The organism is Parabacteroides goldsteinii DSM 19448 = WAL 12034, from assembly GCF_000969835.1.
Lineage (GTDB): Bacteria > Bacteroidota > Bacteroidia > Bacteroidales > Tannerellaceae > Parabacteroides > Parabacteroides goldsteinii.
Genome location: NZ_KQ033913.1, coordinates 546,619 through 563,597 on the forward strand (window position 1 = coordinate 546,619; position 16,979 = coordinate 563,597).

Sequence of the window (16,979 nt, forward strand, 5' to 3'; positions counted from 1 at the left end):
TGTGGAAGTAAAAAAGAGTCCAAAAAACATGCAGAAAGATGTTGACGCATCTTCCCGCATGTAAAAGTCCAAGCTGTTGACGCAGCTATAGTTAACTTTATATTAAATAATAAGCATCACAAAATTATGAATAAAATTGTAACCTTAGAAATTATCGGTAAGAAAAGTTATTCTCTCTTCCGAAAAATACCATTAGTTATGAGATTGAGCGTTGTATTCTTTTTCCTTAGTCTTGGTATCGCAGTAGCGGGTAATACGTATGCACAAAATGCTACGCTTTCGCTGGATATGTCGAACAGTACGATCGCCAGTGTGCTCGAAGCTGTTGAAAATGAAACGGACTTCTCGTTTATCTATGATGCCAACATTGTAAACACCAGCCGTAAAGTATCTGTAAAAGTAGACGAAAAGAACATTTTCGATGTGCTAAACAAACTGTTCGGTGATTCCGATATCGCTTATACGGTAGTAAACACAAAAATTATCCTTAATAAAAAGGAAGCGATCATGCAACAGGCCGGAAAGACGGTAACAGGTGTTGTTACTGATAAAACGGGCGAACCGATCATCGGTGCCAACGTGTTGCAAAAAGGTACAACCAACGGTACGATTACCGATATCGATGGTAAATTTACATTGACCGTTCCTCAAAATTCCGTTATCGTTATATCTTATATCGGATATAACCCGCAGGAAGTTAAATATGCCGGCCAGTCTTCTCTGAATGTACAATTGGCAGAAGATACCCAGAATATCGAAGAAGTGGTAGTCACGGCTTTGGGTATCAAAAAGAAAGAAGCCTCCCTTACTTATTCGACCCAGCAGGTGGGGGGCGATGAGCTGACACGTGCGAAAGACCCGAATATGATCAATGCCCTGGCTGGTAAGACAGCAGGGGTTCAGATCAACAAAAGTTCTTCCGGATTGGGTGGTTCAGCCAAAGTATCTATTCGTGGTAACCGTTCGGTAAGCGGAAACAACCAACCTTTATATGTAATCGATGGTGTACCGATGTTGAATAGCAGTAACGAACAGGCTGTCAGCGCAATCGGTGGTACGGCAGATGCCGGTAACCGTGATGGTGGCGATGGTATTTCCAACCTCAACCCGGACGATATCGAAAGCATGAGTATCCTGAAAGGTGCTTCCGCTGCCGCTCTTTACGGTTCGCAAGCAGCCAACGGTGTTATCCTGATCACAACGAAGAAAGGGAAAGCTGGCGTGCAGAAGATCACTTTCTCTTCCAACCTGACGGTCGATCATGCCATGAGTTTACCGGAATTTCAGAATGAATACGGGATGGATAAGGAAACAAAGACCAGTTGGGGGCCGAAGGGGAGTCTGACCCCTTATGATAATGTCGGTGACTTCTTCCAGAATGGAGTGACCGCTATCAACTCCCTGTCTCTTACGACCGGTAACGAAAAGATGCAGACTTATTTCTCATATGCCAACACAACCGCAAAAGGTATCGTGGAGCATAATAAGATGCAGAAGCATAACCTGAATTTCCGCGAAACCGCCAGTTTCTTTGATGATTACCTGAAACTGGATGCGAACGTGAATTTACTGTCGCAGAGTATCAAGAACCGTCCGGCCTCCGGTGGTTATTACATGAACCCGTTGGTAGGTCTTTACCGTTTCCCGCGTGGCGAGAATATCGGTGAGTATCGCACGAACTTTGAAACTTTCAACGACACCCGCAATTTGATGGAACAAAACTGGTATACAGATGCCGAACGTGATATGGAACAGAATCCGTATTGGATCACTAACCGTATTAAAAGTAACGACAAACGTACCCGTGCCATCACTTCTTTGACGGCCAGCCTGAAGATTACAGATTGGTTGAGCCTGCAAGCTCGTGGAACAGTCGATTATACACACGATACATATAACCAGAAAATGTATGCATCGACCGCACCGGCTATTGCCGGATCGAACGGCCGTTATATAGACCTGAATCATACGGAAACGTTGTATTATGGAGACTTTATGGCTATGTTTAATAAGAAATGGGACGACTTTGCTTTGACAGGCGCTATCGGTGGTAGTATTAATAGTACGACAGTCAACTCCCTGAGGCTGGATTCAAAGACTGCTTCCCTGTATTATCCGAACCAGTTCTCGGTAGCTAACATCATCATGTCTACGGCTTCTTATATCGACCAGCAGATCGATCAGAAACGTGTGATGCAGTCTGTCTTTGCAACCGCCCAGCTGGGATGGAAAGAAAGTTTATACCTGGACCTGACCGCCCGTAACGACTGGTCGTCGACGCTGGCTTATACAAAACACAGCAGTTTCTTCTATCCGTCGGTTGGCTTGTCATGGATCATCAATAACTCGCTGACGATGCCGGAATGGATCAACTTCGGTAAGGTAAGAGGTTCATGGAGTAAAGTAGGTAATGACCTGCCTCTTTTCATCAGTAATCCGGTTGCCGGAAGCAACGACCTGATCGTGGCTGGCGGAGCTATCCAGACGAATTCAAAAGCTCCGTTCGATGAACTGAAACCTGAAATGAGTACTTCATGGGAAGTAGGTACGGAATGGAAATTCTTCGATTACCGTTTGGACTTCGATTTCACTTACTATAAGACAAACACGAAGAACCAGTTGTTTACTTTGCCTTCTTCTGCTGGTGCAGCTTATAAATATTACTATGTGAATGCCGGTAACATCCAGAATCAGGGTGTTGAAATCAGCTTGGGTATCACACCGGTAATGACAGAAGATTTCCGTTGGAAGACTTCATTCAACTTCTCAACGAATAAGAACAAAGTGATCGAACTTCATCCTGACCTGAAGACATTTGTCTATGGCGACGAAGGTTTCTCTTCCTCTTACTCCATGCGTCTTGTAGAAGGTGGTGCACTGGGTGATATTTATGGCAAGGCGTTCGAACGCGACGAAGCGACAGGCCAAATTGTTTTCTCGAAGGATGAGGATGGTGATTTGGTTCCTAACGTAGTCGGTTCGGGTAATACGGTCAAAGTAGGTAATAGCAATCCTGACTTTATGTTGGGCTGGGGAAATACCTTGACTTATAAAGGATTTAGCCTTTACTTCCTGATCGATGGCCGCTTTGGTGGCGATGTTTTGTCGCAGACACAGGCCGATATGGACCAGAAGGGTGTGAGCGTCGAATCAGCTGCAGCACGTAATGCCGGATTTGTAGACCTGGAAGGTACGCAAGTGAAACCGGATAAATTCTATACGGCTGTCAGCGGTCGTAACGGATGTACCGAATATTATATGTATAGTGCAACCAATATCCGCCTGCGTGAACTATCTTTAGGCTATACGTTCCCGAAGAGATTGCTGGAGAAAACGAAGGTTTTCCAGGATGTACAGTTGTCATTTGTCGGTCGTAACTTATTCTTCTTCCACAAATCGGCTCCTTTCGATCCGGATGCAGTCCTTTCAACGGGCAACGACAACCAGGGTATCGATGTATTCGGTATGCCGACTACCAGAAGCTTAGGTTTCAATGTTAAATTTACATTCTAATAAAGACAGTATATTATGAAAAAGAATTATAAATATATAGCCGCAATTTTTCTGGGCGGATTGATCGGTTTTTCAGCTTGTACGGATGATTTTGAATCTTATAATACGAACCAGGCCGGTTTCCCGGATAAATCGAAAGAGCAGGAGTTCAATAAATACGGTATTCCTTTGGGAGTAGTTCAGCAGGGTATTTATTTTAATTACGACTGGGGTGGTGGTAAGAACTGGCCGTTCCAGGTAATGCAGAACCTGGGTGCCGATATGTTTTCCGGTTATGTGCACGACTTCAATCCGTTTAATGAAGGGCGTGGGAACACAACCTATAATATGCAGGACGGATGGAACGGTTCGTTTTGGGAAAACACCTACGGATATATCATGACGGAGATTCAGAAATCCGAAGATCTGACGGAGAAAGATTATCCTTCTTTCTATGGTATTACCCAGATATTGAAGGTTGAACTGATGCACCGTGTATCTGATTTGTATGGTCCTATCGTCTATACACAGTTTGGTTCGAAGACTGGTTCCATGCCGGATACACAGGCTGAGGCTTATAAGGCATTCTTTGAAGACTTGGATGCCGGAATCGGCTTGATACGTGCCTATATGGAAGCAAATCCGGATGTGGAAAACTTTGCCAAATTTGATATCCTGATGCCGCAGGGCAAACGTACGTATGCCGAATGGATACGGTTTGCTAATTCGTTGCGCCTCCGTCTCGCTATCCGTATTGCCATGGCCGACCCCGTACTGGCAGCCTCAGAAGCCAAGAAAGCTTTGACGGATGCAGGAGGTTTGTTGGAAGAAGATAACGATATCGTAGCTGTTTCTACCGACGGAACCGGTTATAATAACCCGTTCGGTGAAATCAATAAAGGCTGGGGTGAAGTATTTCTGAATGCGAACATGGAATCTTATTTGGGTGGTTATGATGACCCTCGCTTGCCGAAGTATTTTGATAGAGCGGCTGGTGGCGAAGGCACTGAAATTGTTCCGGTGAAGGGAACTTATAAAGGAATCCGCCAGGGAACAGGGTTCAACCATAAAAATTACAGCAAGCATTCGAAAAGTACTATTTCACAGACGTCTAATGCTATCTTGATGACAGCTGCCGAGGTATGGTTTCTGCGTGCAGAGGCCGCTTTGAGAGGTTGGTCTTCCGAAAATCCGGGTTCTTGTTATGAAAACGGCGTTAAAGCCTCTTTTGCACAGTGGGGAGCTAAAGATGTTGCCGTATATCTGGAAAGTACGAAAACGCCGAAAGGCTATCAGGATGCTTTCAATGCTGCTTTCAATGTAGAAGCTATGAGCCAGGTAACTCCTGCATGGGACAACGCTGCTTCAAACGAAGAAAAACTTGAAAAGATTATTACCCAGAAATGGATTGCCTGCTATCCCGAAGGCTGTGAGGCTTGGGCTGAACAAAGACGTACCGGCTATCCTAAGCTGTTCCCGGTTTTGGTGAACGACAGCCAGGGAACAATCGATACAAATCTGGGACCGCGCAGACTAAACTTCTTTGTCGGCATCCAAACAGCCAATCCCGAGCAGTATGCTGCTTTGACAAAGGCATTGGGTGGCGCCGACAATTGTGGAACCCGTCTATGGTGGGATACCGGAAGAAACTTTTAGATGATATACAGTTATTAGATTAAGGTAAGAGTATAAGATGATGGAAACGGAAGTCGTGGTATGAGCGGCTTCCGTTTTTTTAATGCTAATTCTTTATTACTTTCAGCCTCTACACGTATTTCGTAGAGGCCTTTTGTAAAAGCACATGTTATTATGGATAAATCTTTATCTAAACGAAAACAATAGGTTTTACCTAATAATTGTTCAGTAGCCACCTCCGCCCACGAAGTGGAACCAGATGTCGCCCTCGGGCGGAACCTGTCCGGGAAACTGTCCCGGGGTGGCTGTTTACACAAACGCACACAAAAAGCTGCGCAATCCCTTGCTGGGGGCTGCGTAACGATTGGTGCATCTGTCGTTAGGTTACAGATGCGATTGACAGGGAAAAGAAATAAGAAGGGAGTTTCTGTTTTATAAATGATTTAGTAATTCTTTTATATCTAATTGTATTTTAGAGAAAGCGAACCATTTCTTTCCTAAATCTTTCAAGGAAGCACCGATATGGTAAAGTTCTTTTTCATCTATGATCAGGAAACGGTCGTGCGACTGTCTAAACAATTGGATGTCGATTGGATCATATTGAGCGTTGTGACGCTGCAAATCCAACGATAACTGTTTCGGTATCTGGTTTGTGTAAATAGTCACTTCTATTTTGTTTATGCGTTGATTAATAACATATCCTTTAAACATATATTCTTTAAGTACTTTGTTCGCCCATATCCTGAATTGAGTACCTCTTTGTGACTTTACTCGATAGCCAACAGAGATAATAACGTCGAGGCTATAGACCTTCACCGGTTTATCTGAATTTGCAATATGCAAAAAATGCATATTGCTTTTTTCATCCAACTCTTTTTCTTTGAAAATGTTTCCGATGTGTCTGGCTATAACTGATTGATCTCTTTGAAATAATTCTATCATTTGTGCCTGGGTCAGCCAAACGGTTTCATCTTCCATTCTAACCTCTAATTGTAAGGTGTTTTCAGATTGATAAACAATAATTTCTCCTTTGTCTTTCATAATTAATATGTTTTGATTGTTGAATTATGTAGGCAAAGGTATTGTTTTCAATTGATATAGAATACAAGTTGATTAAAATATTTTCAAAATAGAATCAGTTTAGTCTCATTGTTTTTACAACACTTGATTAGAAACAGATTTATCTTTTTCCTATCAATCCCATCATGTCAAAGATCGCTCAGGCGGAGCCTGCTTGCCGTTTTTGTTATTTGTTTTCTATTTATCAGTGATACAACGAACGTGTCCAATTGTATTCTGATTATTTTCAGTAGCTACATTCGCACCTCCTGAAAAAAATCTCATCGTTTCAGAATCAGAACTGAAATAACTGGTCATAGAAAGATATGCTCCCGAGGTCAATACAAACAGATTCTTATTATACCAATCTTGCCATAGAGCAGATGATGATGATAATACATCTGTTCCGCTGGTTCCCAATATTGTTCTCCACTCGCTCGATGTCGGAATGCGCCAAGTTGCACCAGTCTGTTTGGAACAGATTGTTTTATCGACATCTTTTAGGGCTACACTATTTGCTGCATCTTCAGGAGCAATCAGATAATTGCCATATATATATGCAGTTTTTCCATTGTAGTTCTTTGATGCTTTTACTGTTAATGTATAAGTAGACGTTAGATCTGTACTGGATGCATTGGCGATGGTAATAACTGTACTACCTTTATCCTTTAATGTAATGGTATACTTGTTGTTACTTTTTGAAATTGATGCCACACTTTCATTTGTCATCTTGACGTAATTAGAACCTCCGGGTGAGGAGACAGTAAATGTTGTAGTCGTCGAGTACGATTTACTAAAATTATCGAATGTCTTGGAACTTTCTGATAATGTAGGCGCTACAAATCCATTCGGAGTCACTGTAATATCTTTAGATGCTCCTCCTGCTATTTTATTGGTCAGTCGGATGGTAACAGATTTCATTATCGCGTTTATATTATTGCGTTGGGTGATTACAATATTTTTAGCACCGCTTCCAGTAGTTTGGTCTGTTGAGATGTCAAACCATTGATCGCCTTTGTTCCAATTCAATACAGTTGCCTTAACTCCTTCAGGAGAAGTGACGGATATGTTTGTATTTCCAGAGTTAGCCGCTTTTACATAGAGGTTTGATGCCTCAATTGTCGTAGCCGGTGCATTTACCGTATACGTAGTAGTAGCCTTTGTCTCGTCCGATTTGTTAGCAATCTGGAAAGTGGCAGAGTTACCGCTCTTCCAGGTGACTACATAGGTCTTTTCTACAGCATAATCATCGGCCGCCTCAACGGTAATGTCGCCTTCGATATTTTTGACGCAGGTACCACCCAGTGCATTTGCTTTGATGCTAACTTGCGATCCTTTCACCTGATACAATTTGATGTCAGTGCCCGTCATCGTGTTTTGGGTGGGCGAGTTGCTTCCGCTGACAAAAGTGACGGTGGGGACGGGGAATACCGGTGATACGGTGAAGACGGTGTTTTCGCCGCCAATCTTGTTTTTGAGTGTGACGGTCGCCTTTTTCGCTCCTCTCAGCTTTGCATTGTCTAACGAGAAGGTCAACAGGGTATTTTCATTGAGAGTTTTTGTGACGGGAGCGCCTTTTACTTTTAGCCATTCGGAACCTCCGTCGAAGTCCAAGCCGATCTCGATGCCCAGCATGGATTTACACCCGATAGAGAATTCGTTATTGTCCGAAATCTGCATATTGATGTTTCCCGGCGTGTCGCCTGCAGGTGCTTCGTAACTGTTTTTTCCATCATTCAGACTCGGATAGGTGAAGTCCGGTTTGAGAGTGGCATCGAGCAGTTGTACGACAATATCCGTTTTTAGATCGTTCGCTTTTTTATTATAGAAAACGACAGTGCCTTTATCGTCAGTAACGCCGGTAACATCGCGGTCGTTGAGTGTAAAGGAATAGGTAGTTTCTGCTCCGCTTTGTTTGTAGACGGCGACATCGAGCCAGTCGGGTTTACTATCCACCTCTGACCCGTCCGGGCAGGTAATACGCACATGTGCATTACTGCCGGTAATGCGGTAGAGGTTTACTAGCTTGTTTTCAGCATCGAAAGAGTTAGGGTTGTTATCGCCTACCTGCGGTGTTACGTCTGCCTGCGGTACAGAAACAGCTTCCACGAAGAAGGTTGTTTCCGAGCCGTTCATGGTGTTGGTGAAACGTAATACGGCGCGCGGGTAACGTCCCAGTGTATAATCTTCTTTGAGCGAGAAGGTATAATTATAATTCATTGAAGCCGCTTTAGTGGAAACGGCTGGTTCTGATATTTCCAGCCAGTCGTATTGCTGTGCGTCAATTCCGCCTACATATTTTTTATAAACGGTGAGATTAGCCGTGGCGGTAGTAGTCACGGTGAACTGGCTTTTGGGCTTAAGCGACATGCTGACCGAGCGCGTGTCGGGGTCGTATTTAGTGTCGTCCGTGAATTCGGCGGGAATTGTCACGTCGATTTCTCCCGAATCCTGGTCGGGTTTGAAATCGTCGATGCTACCGTCGTCTGTCCAGTCTGCCACGTAGAGTGTACAGTCGAGATGGTATTCGTCTGCTGCCGTGATGGCGATGGTGTAGCGGTGGTTGTTGGCAATCTCGAGGAAAGTCTGGTTGCCGTCCGCCGCTTGCTGTGTGAAGGGTATCTGGTAGGAAACCTCTTTGCTTTCTGATTCGTTGATCTTATACATACCTTTCAGAATTAAGAAACCTTTGTCTTTAAGTGGTGAAGGATAGGAGTAGAAGGCTCCTGCCTGTATCCCCTTGTTTGCATTCTCTCCGTAGAATCGTCGCTCCGGAGTTGTAATGAGTTCGTCTGGTTTCGCTTCGGGCATATCGCCGTAAGGTCGTATTGGGAATAAGTCCGAGCCGCGTCGTGCGTTGCCCATCGAGACTGTCTCGATGGTGAAGCGGGAACTTCCCGCTTCATTGATAATATCATAGCGTGCGACGAGTCGTGTGAGGCGTATTCCTGCCTGAACGCGTGCCGCGCTGCCGAAATCGGTCAGGTCGAGCGGAGTTGTGAGTGCGCCTGTCATGGCCAGGGGTGTAGCCAGCGTATCGGCCTGAACCGTGCTTGTCAGCAGATGTGTATGCCAGGTGGCGAAGGTTGTTTCCAGCGGAGCACCGGGCGTCTTTACTGTTGTTTTATTATCGTCGGTAGTAGAGAGTTCGAGCGGGACGAATGCCGCATCGTCTACCGGCTGGCCTTCGTGTGCAGGGTCGACCAGTGTCGTGTTGTTGGCAATGCAATATAGTTTGACGAACAGTCCTTTCTTCACTTTCAGTAGGCCGGTTGTTTCTTTGGCGTCGGCATCGGTCGGCGTCAGTTGCAATTCCGAAGCTCCGGCAGGCAGGACAGCGTCTGGAGTGTTGCGGTAGGCGAACCGTTCCATGAAAGAGTAATCGCCGTTTTCCGTTTCGGAAGCGAACACATATACATCGAGGGCCGAGATGGCATTCTCTTCGGCGGTAGCGATTGTTTCTCCTTTGGTTTTCTCCCGGTCGAGTACCAGTTTGTTTTTTAAATTGAGCATTACTTCCTGCCGTGTAATGGCATCGCTTCCGCCCTCCGGTGCAGGTTGTTCGCCTTTTTGTTGTACCTCTTCCGTACAGCTCCCCAGCAGTACGAATAAACAGGATAACATCATGTAATTAATCTTTTTCATTTCACTATATTTTTAATATTACGGTAACTTTCAATTATCCAATCGCTCCCCCTTCATCCCAGTCGGATGCCGTGGCCTGTGTTACAACGATCTTATTCTCATACACCGTGACCAGCAGATCGAACTCCTGTTCCATGTTTGTATCCATATCCATAGGCAGTTTGTTGAAAAACAGGTTCAGGTCGATATCCTTGACGATCTGCTCTCCGTCGCGCCAGAGGCTCCATAACTGATGGGTGGAGGAGGTGTAGCGGAAGGTGACGAATTCGCCGATCACTTCGCCCTCGTAGTTCATGGCGGCACGGGTTTCATGATAGGTGATCTTGTTGCCTATATAAGGTAAGGAATAAGTGCCGTCGCCCGAAGGCACGGGATTTGCTTCGCTGCCGTTGAAGCTGTAGAGGGCCGGAATACCTTTCAGCCGCATCCGGAAAATACCGTCTGCCGGTTCGTCGGTCATCCAGCGGACAGTAACGGTCATGGCGGCATGGGCGTGCGACAGGTATATCCGCCGGCGTTGGGCGGCTCCGTTCTTTACTTCGACGGTTGCGGTGCCGTAGTAAAGCCGGTCGGTGTTGCCGCGGTAACCCGGCGGGATACCTTGCTGCTCGGCGCTTAGTGTCATTTCGTTTATATTCATATTGCTTTTTGTGGTTATGATTTGTTCGTTTGTTCCTCCCAGATTTCCCCAAAGGACGAAGGTATAGGTGCCGTCTTTCAGTTCTCCCTGCCATCCGCTTATGCTGTCGCCCCTGAGGGTGATTTCGGAGAGCAGCTGCCCGTCGGCATCGAACAGGTATTGGCGGAGGTTGTCTACATAGGTAGGCAGCATATTTTGTGTACCGCTTCCGGCATACCAGTATTCGAGGCGCGTGTTGTACGGGCAGATGGCAGGCTCGTCGCCAAACGAACAGGCTGTCAGTACAATCGACAGTAATCCCCGGATAATATGTATGAACCGTTGCATGCTCATTTATACATTCCCTCCGCGATTTGTAAATTTCTTCTTGCTTTCCGCGGTTCTATGCCTACCGCTTTGCGGAACCAAAGGGCTGCACCTTCGGGATTACCTTCCATCAGGGTGAGCACGCCCATATTGTTCCAGGCACGGGGATCGGCTTCCACTTTTCGCAGGTAATTCCAGGCCGAGATCAGGTCGCCTGTCAGCATCACGGCAGAGGCGGCGTTGACATTGGCCGTTACATCGTCAGGGAAATGGAAGGCGGCTATCTCGTAAACCTCGCGGTACTGGTCGGTGCCGGGACGGTAGTAGCGTGCCGTTTCGTACATCTCTTCCAGGCTCAACAGGTCGGGATGGGTATAGATCAGTTCGGAGGCATCCTGGTGGTCTATCTCATTAATATTGTATTCTACCACAACTTCGATACGGCGCAGTTTCGGGAAGAAACGGCGCAGCATATCTTTGTAAGGCATTCCTCCCTGCAGGTCCATCAGTTGTTTTTCGCGACCGTTGAAGATGCCGTATTTCCTGATGATGCGGAGTACCGCATCGGCATAGGGCGGTTGGGTCTGCTGCAACAGCTCTTTCAGACCTTCCCAGTCTTCGGCTACCGACGATACTTCAATGCGGTGGCGCGGCAGGTCGTAAGCGTCGCGGATATAGCCGGCAAACAACCGTGAGCGTACCTGTGCCAGACGTTCGTTTTCCCCATAAGGACCGTCGGGCGAGGAGTAGCCCCGTACCTGTATCCGCTCGAAAGTGGAGAAGCGATTGTTGGAAAGCGGCGAGAGGATACGGTCTATTTTATCGATTTCTTTCCTGTTGTCTTTGTAGTCCGGATATATGTCGTCTTTTCCCAGTGGGTAGTCGATATAGAGTATGGCACTTTCCGTATGGTGCTTGTCAGACCCTGTGAGATCGGGAGTGAGGAAAGAAACCATCGGAATGTAGAGGTCGAGATCGGAATTGCTCCATACTATTTTTTCAATATGTTGAGGAGCGGGAAGAACGGGCGTAGCGTGATTACCGGTTTTTGCAGGACGGACTGTATGGGGAAGTACGCGTTTCGTTATTGCTTTATTTTCATTCTGCTCCTTTGTGACGGTGGCTGTTTCTGTGTGAAGCGCCGATGCGAAAGGCAACCGGTATCTTAGTGTGTCGATGCCTAATGTTTGTGTATCGCAGCAATCTTTTAAATCCTGACGTAATAATAAAGACGACTGTTGCATCCAGGCAGCATAGGGAACCGTGATCAGATAATCTACTTTTTTACTACCGGCAGTGTGCCGGTTTTCAATGATTGTCAGGAAAGGAACGGCCTGTCGGCTTTTGTTTGTCTGCAAGGCCTGTTCGCGTCTGTCGAACCGGTGACGGCTTCCGCCTGTCAGTATGACGGCCGGAAGTTCAAGCGTACTTTGTTTGTTTTTTAATACCGGTGTGAAAGTAACGGCTGTATACGTATTCACCTGTACATCTTCCAGGTCCATTAGGATAGAAAGATGCAGGCTGTCGTTTTTCACCCAGGCGGAGCGCGGCACGATACGGATACCTTTTGTTGCCGCGGTTCCGGACAGGGGAAATAAAAGCATAACACCCAGTATTAATATTAATGTATATATCTGTCGTCTCATAAGCCGAAAATATTAACGTAGGAAATAGATGAATGAAATACCGATGCGGGTGGGACCAAAGTAGGTGCGGGTGTAACTGCCTTCGCGTTCGCCGCATTCGGCACAGCGCAGTTTGTCATATTTCATGTAAGCATAACCTGCCCCGATCATTGCTTCAATCCCCCAGCGTTCGTCGAATGCCCAGTGATAGCCATAGCTTACGCCTCCTCCATAGAGATCGCCACGTAATGTATATTCTTTTAGCCCTGAGATGAAGGGGATCTGCCCGATATTGAAATGACCGTAATGACCATGCATACCGATGAAGTGTCCTTCGAATTTACGGCAGAACCAATAACGGGCTTCCGGCTGCAAAAGGTATAAATTCAGCTTCATGTCATCCGGATATTTCCAGGCGTTGTATGCTCCCCATAATTCAATGGTTATGTTGTGGGAAATACCCACTTCAACTCCGATATTGGGAGTTGTTGTTGCCCAAAAGAGAGCATTGGTTTTTAATGCAGTCTGTTGTCCGGCAACAAAAACTGGTAAACCAATGAGCAAAAACAATAGGAAGTGGAATTTTCTTCGCATATACCCTATATTATAATATCGTATTTTCCGGTTCTGTCTCTTGGTAAGAGACAGATTTCCCGTTATAGAATTATTTTCAGATACCCTTGATTTTTCTGCTTTTTCCCGTAATCAATTTCTTATTGATCAGATCAAGCATGTTACATTTGGTAAAGTCGATATAAATATGTGTCGTTTTTACTGAGGTATGTCCCATCCCTTCTGAAATGAGATTGTCGGGAACTCCCAGATTTTTTACATGTGTAGTCCATGAATGACGTGCAACATATGAAGAAAGATGTGCATTGACCAGTAACCCCAGTTTTTTCAGTTCACCATTGTAAAGACGAAGTTTCTTTTCGTATTCTCTGTATGAAGCATCTGGTCCGGATAATATGGGAAATAAAAGTCCTTCTTTGTTCTGCCGGACATACCGGATGATCTTTTTCATGACAGGCAGTAGTTTGATACGTATTTTTTCCCCTGTTTTATGCCGTGTATAGATCAGGTAGTCGCCTTGAATATTTTTGTCGGTCAGGTGTGCCAGGTCGATAAATGCCATACCTTGTGCGTAGTAGCAAAAAAGAAAGTAGAGACGGGCAAGGATTACCTTTTCAGATAGTTTTTTGCTGTCCAGCTTTTCTATGCTGAGTATTACATTCTTGTCTACTGCTCTTTTGGTGCTTTTCCCTGTACCGGTATTAATATGCCTGAATGGTGAGGGACGTGCTTCGATAATTCTGTCATTAACGGCACGGTTCTAAAGCGCTTTCAGGTTGCGCATGTAAAAAGAGACCGTATTGGGATGCAATTTTCTTTCGATCAGCCATGATTCATATTTTTTTATCAGCTCTTCGTCGATATCGTTCAGTAGGATATTCTCTGTCGGTAGGTATTTAAGAAAACTGTTATGCAGGCTTCGGTAATGCCTTACACTGGCATTTCTGTCTTCTGCCGCAAATTGTTTAATGATTTGTTCGATATAAGCGATAAAGGTATTCCCCCTGAGAAGTGCCTTATAACTTTCTATGATCATATCGGCTGTTATTTCCTTATTTTTCGGAAGCCGGGTAATAACTGTTTGCATACGCTGTTTTTCTTCGCTGGTTTTTTGGTTTATCTCCATCAGATAAAGATACCGCTCAGGAAGGCATCCTGGGGGGACTATTGCCAGTTGTCTGTTTTCATCCCATTCATCTTCATGCAGTTTGTATGGGAGACTTATTTGTCTGACTTTACGGCGGTAAATCACTTGCAGGTACAAAGCGGTTTCCCGGTTGTTGTCTGTTCCCTGTCGTCGTTTCAGGTTGACAGAGATGGTCGTTTTGTTTTTTTCTTTGTTCAGTTCCATAATTTTTTTAATGAATAATGTTTGTAAACGTGCATGTATTGGCGGTTAATAAATCTGTAATATAGGTACAAATTACCGTAATTTGTATAATGTTATATCTTTATTATCGTACTACTTTTGTACCGGTAAGAAAATATATATCTTTACCGCTTGAAATAAATAAACACTATATGGCTATAAAACGTTTTGGTGTCTCTCTGGAAGAGAATCTGTTGGAATCGTTGGATAAGTATGTGGACGAAAATGGCTTCGCCAATCGTTCGCAAGCGATCCGGTTCCTGATAGAAAAGAACGTGGCCGAAAGGAAATGGCAGTGTAACCATATCGTTGCCGGTACTATTATTATAATGTACGACCAGGAGAAGAAAGCGATAGCTTCCAAGATTGTCGGTATCGAGCAAGACTATCAGGACGTGATACTCTCGTCTTCCCAGTATTATATCAATCAGCATTTTTGTCTGCACATCGAAACTGTGATGGGCACGGCTCACCGTTTGACGGAATTGGCCGATAAACTGACTGCTATAAAGGGAATTAAACATGGTAAATTGGTGATGAGTCGGGCGGATTAAGCCTATTTTTTTGCCGGTTTGGTAACACGATTATTTAAATAGGTGTTACCTTGGATGGGGAAACAGATGACAAATGTTATACAAGAATAAATGATGAAGAAAGGATTTTTACTTATTTCAGGACTGCTGGCGGGTTCGGCAGTCTTTGCCTCCGGGCCGGTTGATCCGGTCGAACCGATTGAGCCGTTGGGAATAGATAGTCTGATCAATTTGCAGGGTGTAGTGATTTCTGCAAATAAGATACAGGTAAACCGGAATAGTGTTCCCCTTACTATTTCAGTGATAGACCGGGATCAGATAGAGGCTAGCAGTGAGTCGGCTTTGTTACCGGTGTTATCGGAGCGTGTTCCCGGATTGTTTGTAACGGAAAAGGGGATTACCGGATTTGGTGTTTCAAACGGGTCGGCCGGTACGGTAAATATTCGTGGAGTAGGTCAAGGGAATAAAGTGTTGATGTTGTTTGACGGACAGCCGCAATGGGCTGGTGTTTTTGGACATTCGTTGCCTGATACATATGTGGCTTCTGATATTGAACGGGTTGAGGTGATCCGTGGACCGGGTTCGTTATTATACGGTTCAAATGCGATGGGAGGAGTAGTCAACATTATCACCCGCCAGCATAAACAGGAAGGCCGTCGTACGCAGGCACGTGTTATGTTTGGTTCGTACAATACGCAGAAGTACATGATTAATAATGGCTATAATATCGGAAATTTCAGTAGTTTCGTTTCTGTGAATCACGACCGTTCAGATGGTCACCGGCCTGATTCCAAATTTGATATTACAAATGGTTTTGCTAATATGGGATATCGGATCAATAACCAATATAAAGTAACCGGAAATTTGAGCTTAGCTAAATATAATACGGAAGATCCGGGTGCGATTACCAGTCCGTTGCTGGATCATATCATGCATATTCTTCGTGGAACAACATCTTTCGCTTTGGAGAACCATCATGAGAAGTCTAGCGGAGCATTACGTGTTTTCTATAACTGGGGACACCATAAGATAAATGACGGCCATGCCGTTAATGCCGACCCGCGCTCATTCCTGTTTTATTCGGATGATCATAATACCGGTGTTCAATTATACCAGTCTTTCCGTTTAGTGGAGGGAAATACATTTACCGCTGGTGTCGATTATAAGAATTGGGGAGGGCATGCCTGGAATGATACGATTAACGGCCCGGTCGGAGAAATTGTTAAGAAATCGGTCAATGAAGTAGCCGGTTATGCAATCATGCAGCAGGATCTTTTCGATATTTTGAGTCTGAATGCCGGCGTACGTTACGAACATAGTAGCGCTTATGGAGGCGAATGGGTTCCACAGGCTGGTTTTGCGATTCGTCCGTTTCAGGGTAATACGATCAAGGGTTCTTTTTCGAAAGGATATAGAAGTCCGACACTGCGTGAGTTGTATATATCCTATCTCCCTTATTCAAAGGCGAATCCGGATTTGAAACCGGAAAGTATGCTGAGTTATGAACTGTCTGTGGGGCAGTACTTTTGTGACAATCGTTTGCATGCTGAACTGACGGCTTTTTATATTGAAGGGAAAGATATGATCTCTGTAGTGGATCGTCAGATGTCGAATATCGGGCGCTTTTATAATAAAGGGATTGAGTTTGAGACTGGATATCAGATCTTAAACAACTTGAATCTGGATATGAATTATAGTTATCTGTATACGAATAAAGCTATAGTGGCTGCTCCGGCTCATAAATTTTATGCCAGTGCCACTTATATGCCCGGCCGCTTTACTTTTAACCTGAGTGTGCAGTCTATTTTCGATTTGTATACGACTGTTGGAAATACACCGGATAAAAATAAGAAAGAAGATTATACCGTATTGAATGCCCGTGCTTCTTACCGTTTCGGTTCGCAGGCTAAAGGATTGAAACTGTTTGTGAAAGGAGAGAATCTGACAGCTACACGATATTCTATTAACGAAGGTTATCCGATGCCGAAAGCGGTATTTATGGGAGGGATAGATGTGACGTTTTAAGTCTATAATAAATACATTGTTGGAAGAGACTGTTTCGAAAGGGGCAGTCTCTTTTGTTTTTATAAGCGACATTTTAT

General features: G+C 44.8%; 11 protein-coding genes. 4 read left to right on the forward strand and 7 right to left on the reverse strand.

Features of this window, described 5'->3' with window-relative positions:
* The first annotated feature begins 126 nt into the window (after positions 1–126).
* Together HMPREF1535_RS15280 and HMPREF1535_RS15285 are read left to right on the forward strand one after the other, a co-directional pair.
* The gene (locus tag HMPREF1535_RS15280) at positions 127–3,513 is read left to right on the forward strand and encodes a TonB-dependent receptor (protein WP_007652967.1); all 3,387 of its coding nucleotides are present in this window, start codon (positions 127–129) and stop codon (positions 3,511–3,513) included.
* Positions 3,514–3,528: 15 nt separating this feature from the next.
* Positions 3,529–5,148 carry a SusD/RagB family nutrient-binding outer membrane lipoprotein gene (locus tag HMPREF1535_RS15285; RefSeq protein WP_007652968.1) on the forward strand — a complete coding sequence of 540 codons (1,620 nt, stop codon included), beginning with the start codon at positions 3,529–3,531 and terminating at the stop codon, positions 5,146–5,148.
* A 411-nt stretch (positions 5,149–5,559) separates the two neighbouring features.
* Here HMPREF1535_RS15285 and HMPREF1535_RS15290 read toward each other — a convergent pair whose 3' ends face one another.
* From HMPREF1535_RS15290 to HMPREF1535_RS25100, 7 genes are all read right to left on the reverse strand, one after another.
* The gene (locus tag HMPREF1535_RS15290) at positions 5,560–6,168 is read right to left on the reverse strand and encodes a virulence RhuM family protein (RefSeq protein WP_046146770.1); all 609 of its coding nucleotides are present in this window, start codon (positions 6,166–6,168) and stop codon (positions 5,560–5,562) included.
* Between the two features lie 216 nt (positions 6,169–6,384).
* On the reverse strand, positions 6,385–9,831 hold the full coding sequence (locus HMPREF1535_RS15295) for a hypothetical protein (protein WP_052716722.1): 3,447 nt from the start codon (positions 9,829–9,831) through the stop codon (positions 6,385–6,387).
* Between the two features lie 34 nt (positions 9,832–9,865).
* Entirely contained in the window at positions 9,866–10,798 is a 933-nt protein-coding gene (locus HMPREF1535_RS15300) for a FimB/Mfa2 family fimbrial subunit (RefSeq protein ID WP_187386436.1), read from the reverse strand.
* A gap of 2 nt (positions 10,799–10,800) precedes the next feature.
* Positions 10,801–12,423 (reverse strand): DUF3868 domain-containing protein, encoded by a 1,623-nt coding sequence (locus tag HMPREF1535_RS15305; RefSeq protein WP_046146772.1) that lies wholly within the window; start codon positions 12,421–12,423, stop codon positions 10,801–10,803.
* A 12-nt stretch (positions 12,424–12,435) separates the two neighbouring features.
* Positions 12,436–12,996: a DUF3575 domain-containing protein gene (locus HMPREF1535_RS15310; RefSeq protein WP_046146773.1), complete on the reverse strand. Its 561-nt coding sequence runs from the start codon at positions 12,994–12,996 to the stop codon at positions 12,436–12,438.
* A gap of 76 nt (positions 12,997–13,072) precedes the next feature.
* Entirely contained in the window at positions 13,073–13,714 is a 642-nt protein-coding gene (locus HMPREF1535_RS25095) for a tyrosine-type recombinase/integrase (RefSeq protein ID WP_345702295.1), read from the reverse strand.
* A 21-nt stretch (positions 13,715–13,735) separates the two neighbouring features.
* Positions 13,736–14,326: a phage integrase SAM-like domain and Arm DNA-binding domain-containing protein gene (locus HMPREF1535_RS25100; protein WP_007652973.1), complete on the reverse strand. Its 591-nt coding sequence runs from the start codon at positions 14,324–14,326 to the stop codon at positions 13,736–13,738.
* A gap of 170 nt (positions 14,327–14,496) precedes the next feature.
* Here HMPREF1535_RS25100 and nikR point away from each other — a divergent pair, with 170 nt between their 5' ends.
* Complete coding sequence (gene nikR / locus HMPREF1535_RS15320) at positions 14,497–14,898, forward strand: nickel-responsive transcriptional regulator NikR (protein WP_007652978.1); 402 nt, start codon at positions 14,497–14,499, stop codon at positions 14,896–14,898.
* Positions 14,899–14,991: 93 nt separating this feature from the next.
* A complete protein-coding gene (locus HMPREF1535_RS15325) occupies positions 14,992–16,902 on the forward strand; it encodes a TonB-dependent receptor plug domain-containing protein (protein ID WP_007652980.1) in 1,911 nt (636 codons plus the stop codon).
* Positions 16,903–16,979: the final 77 nt, after the last annotated feature.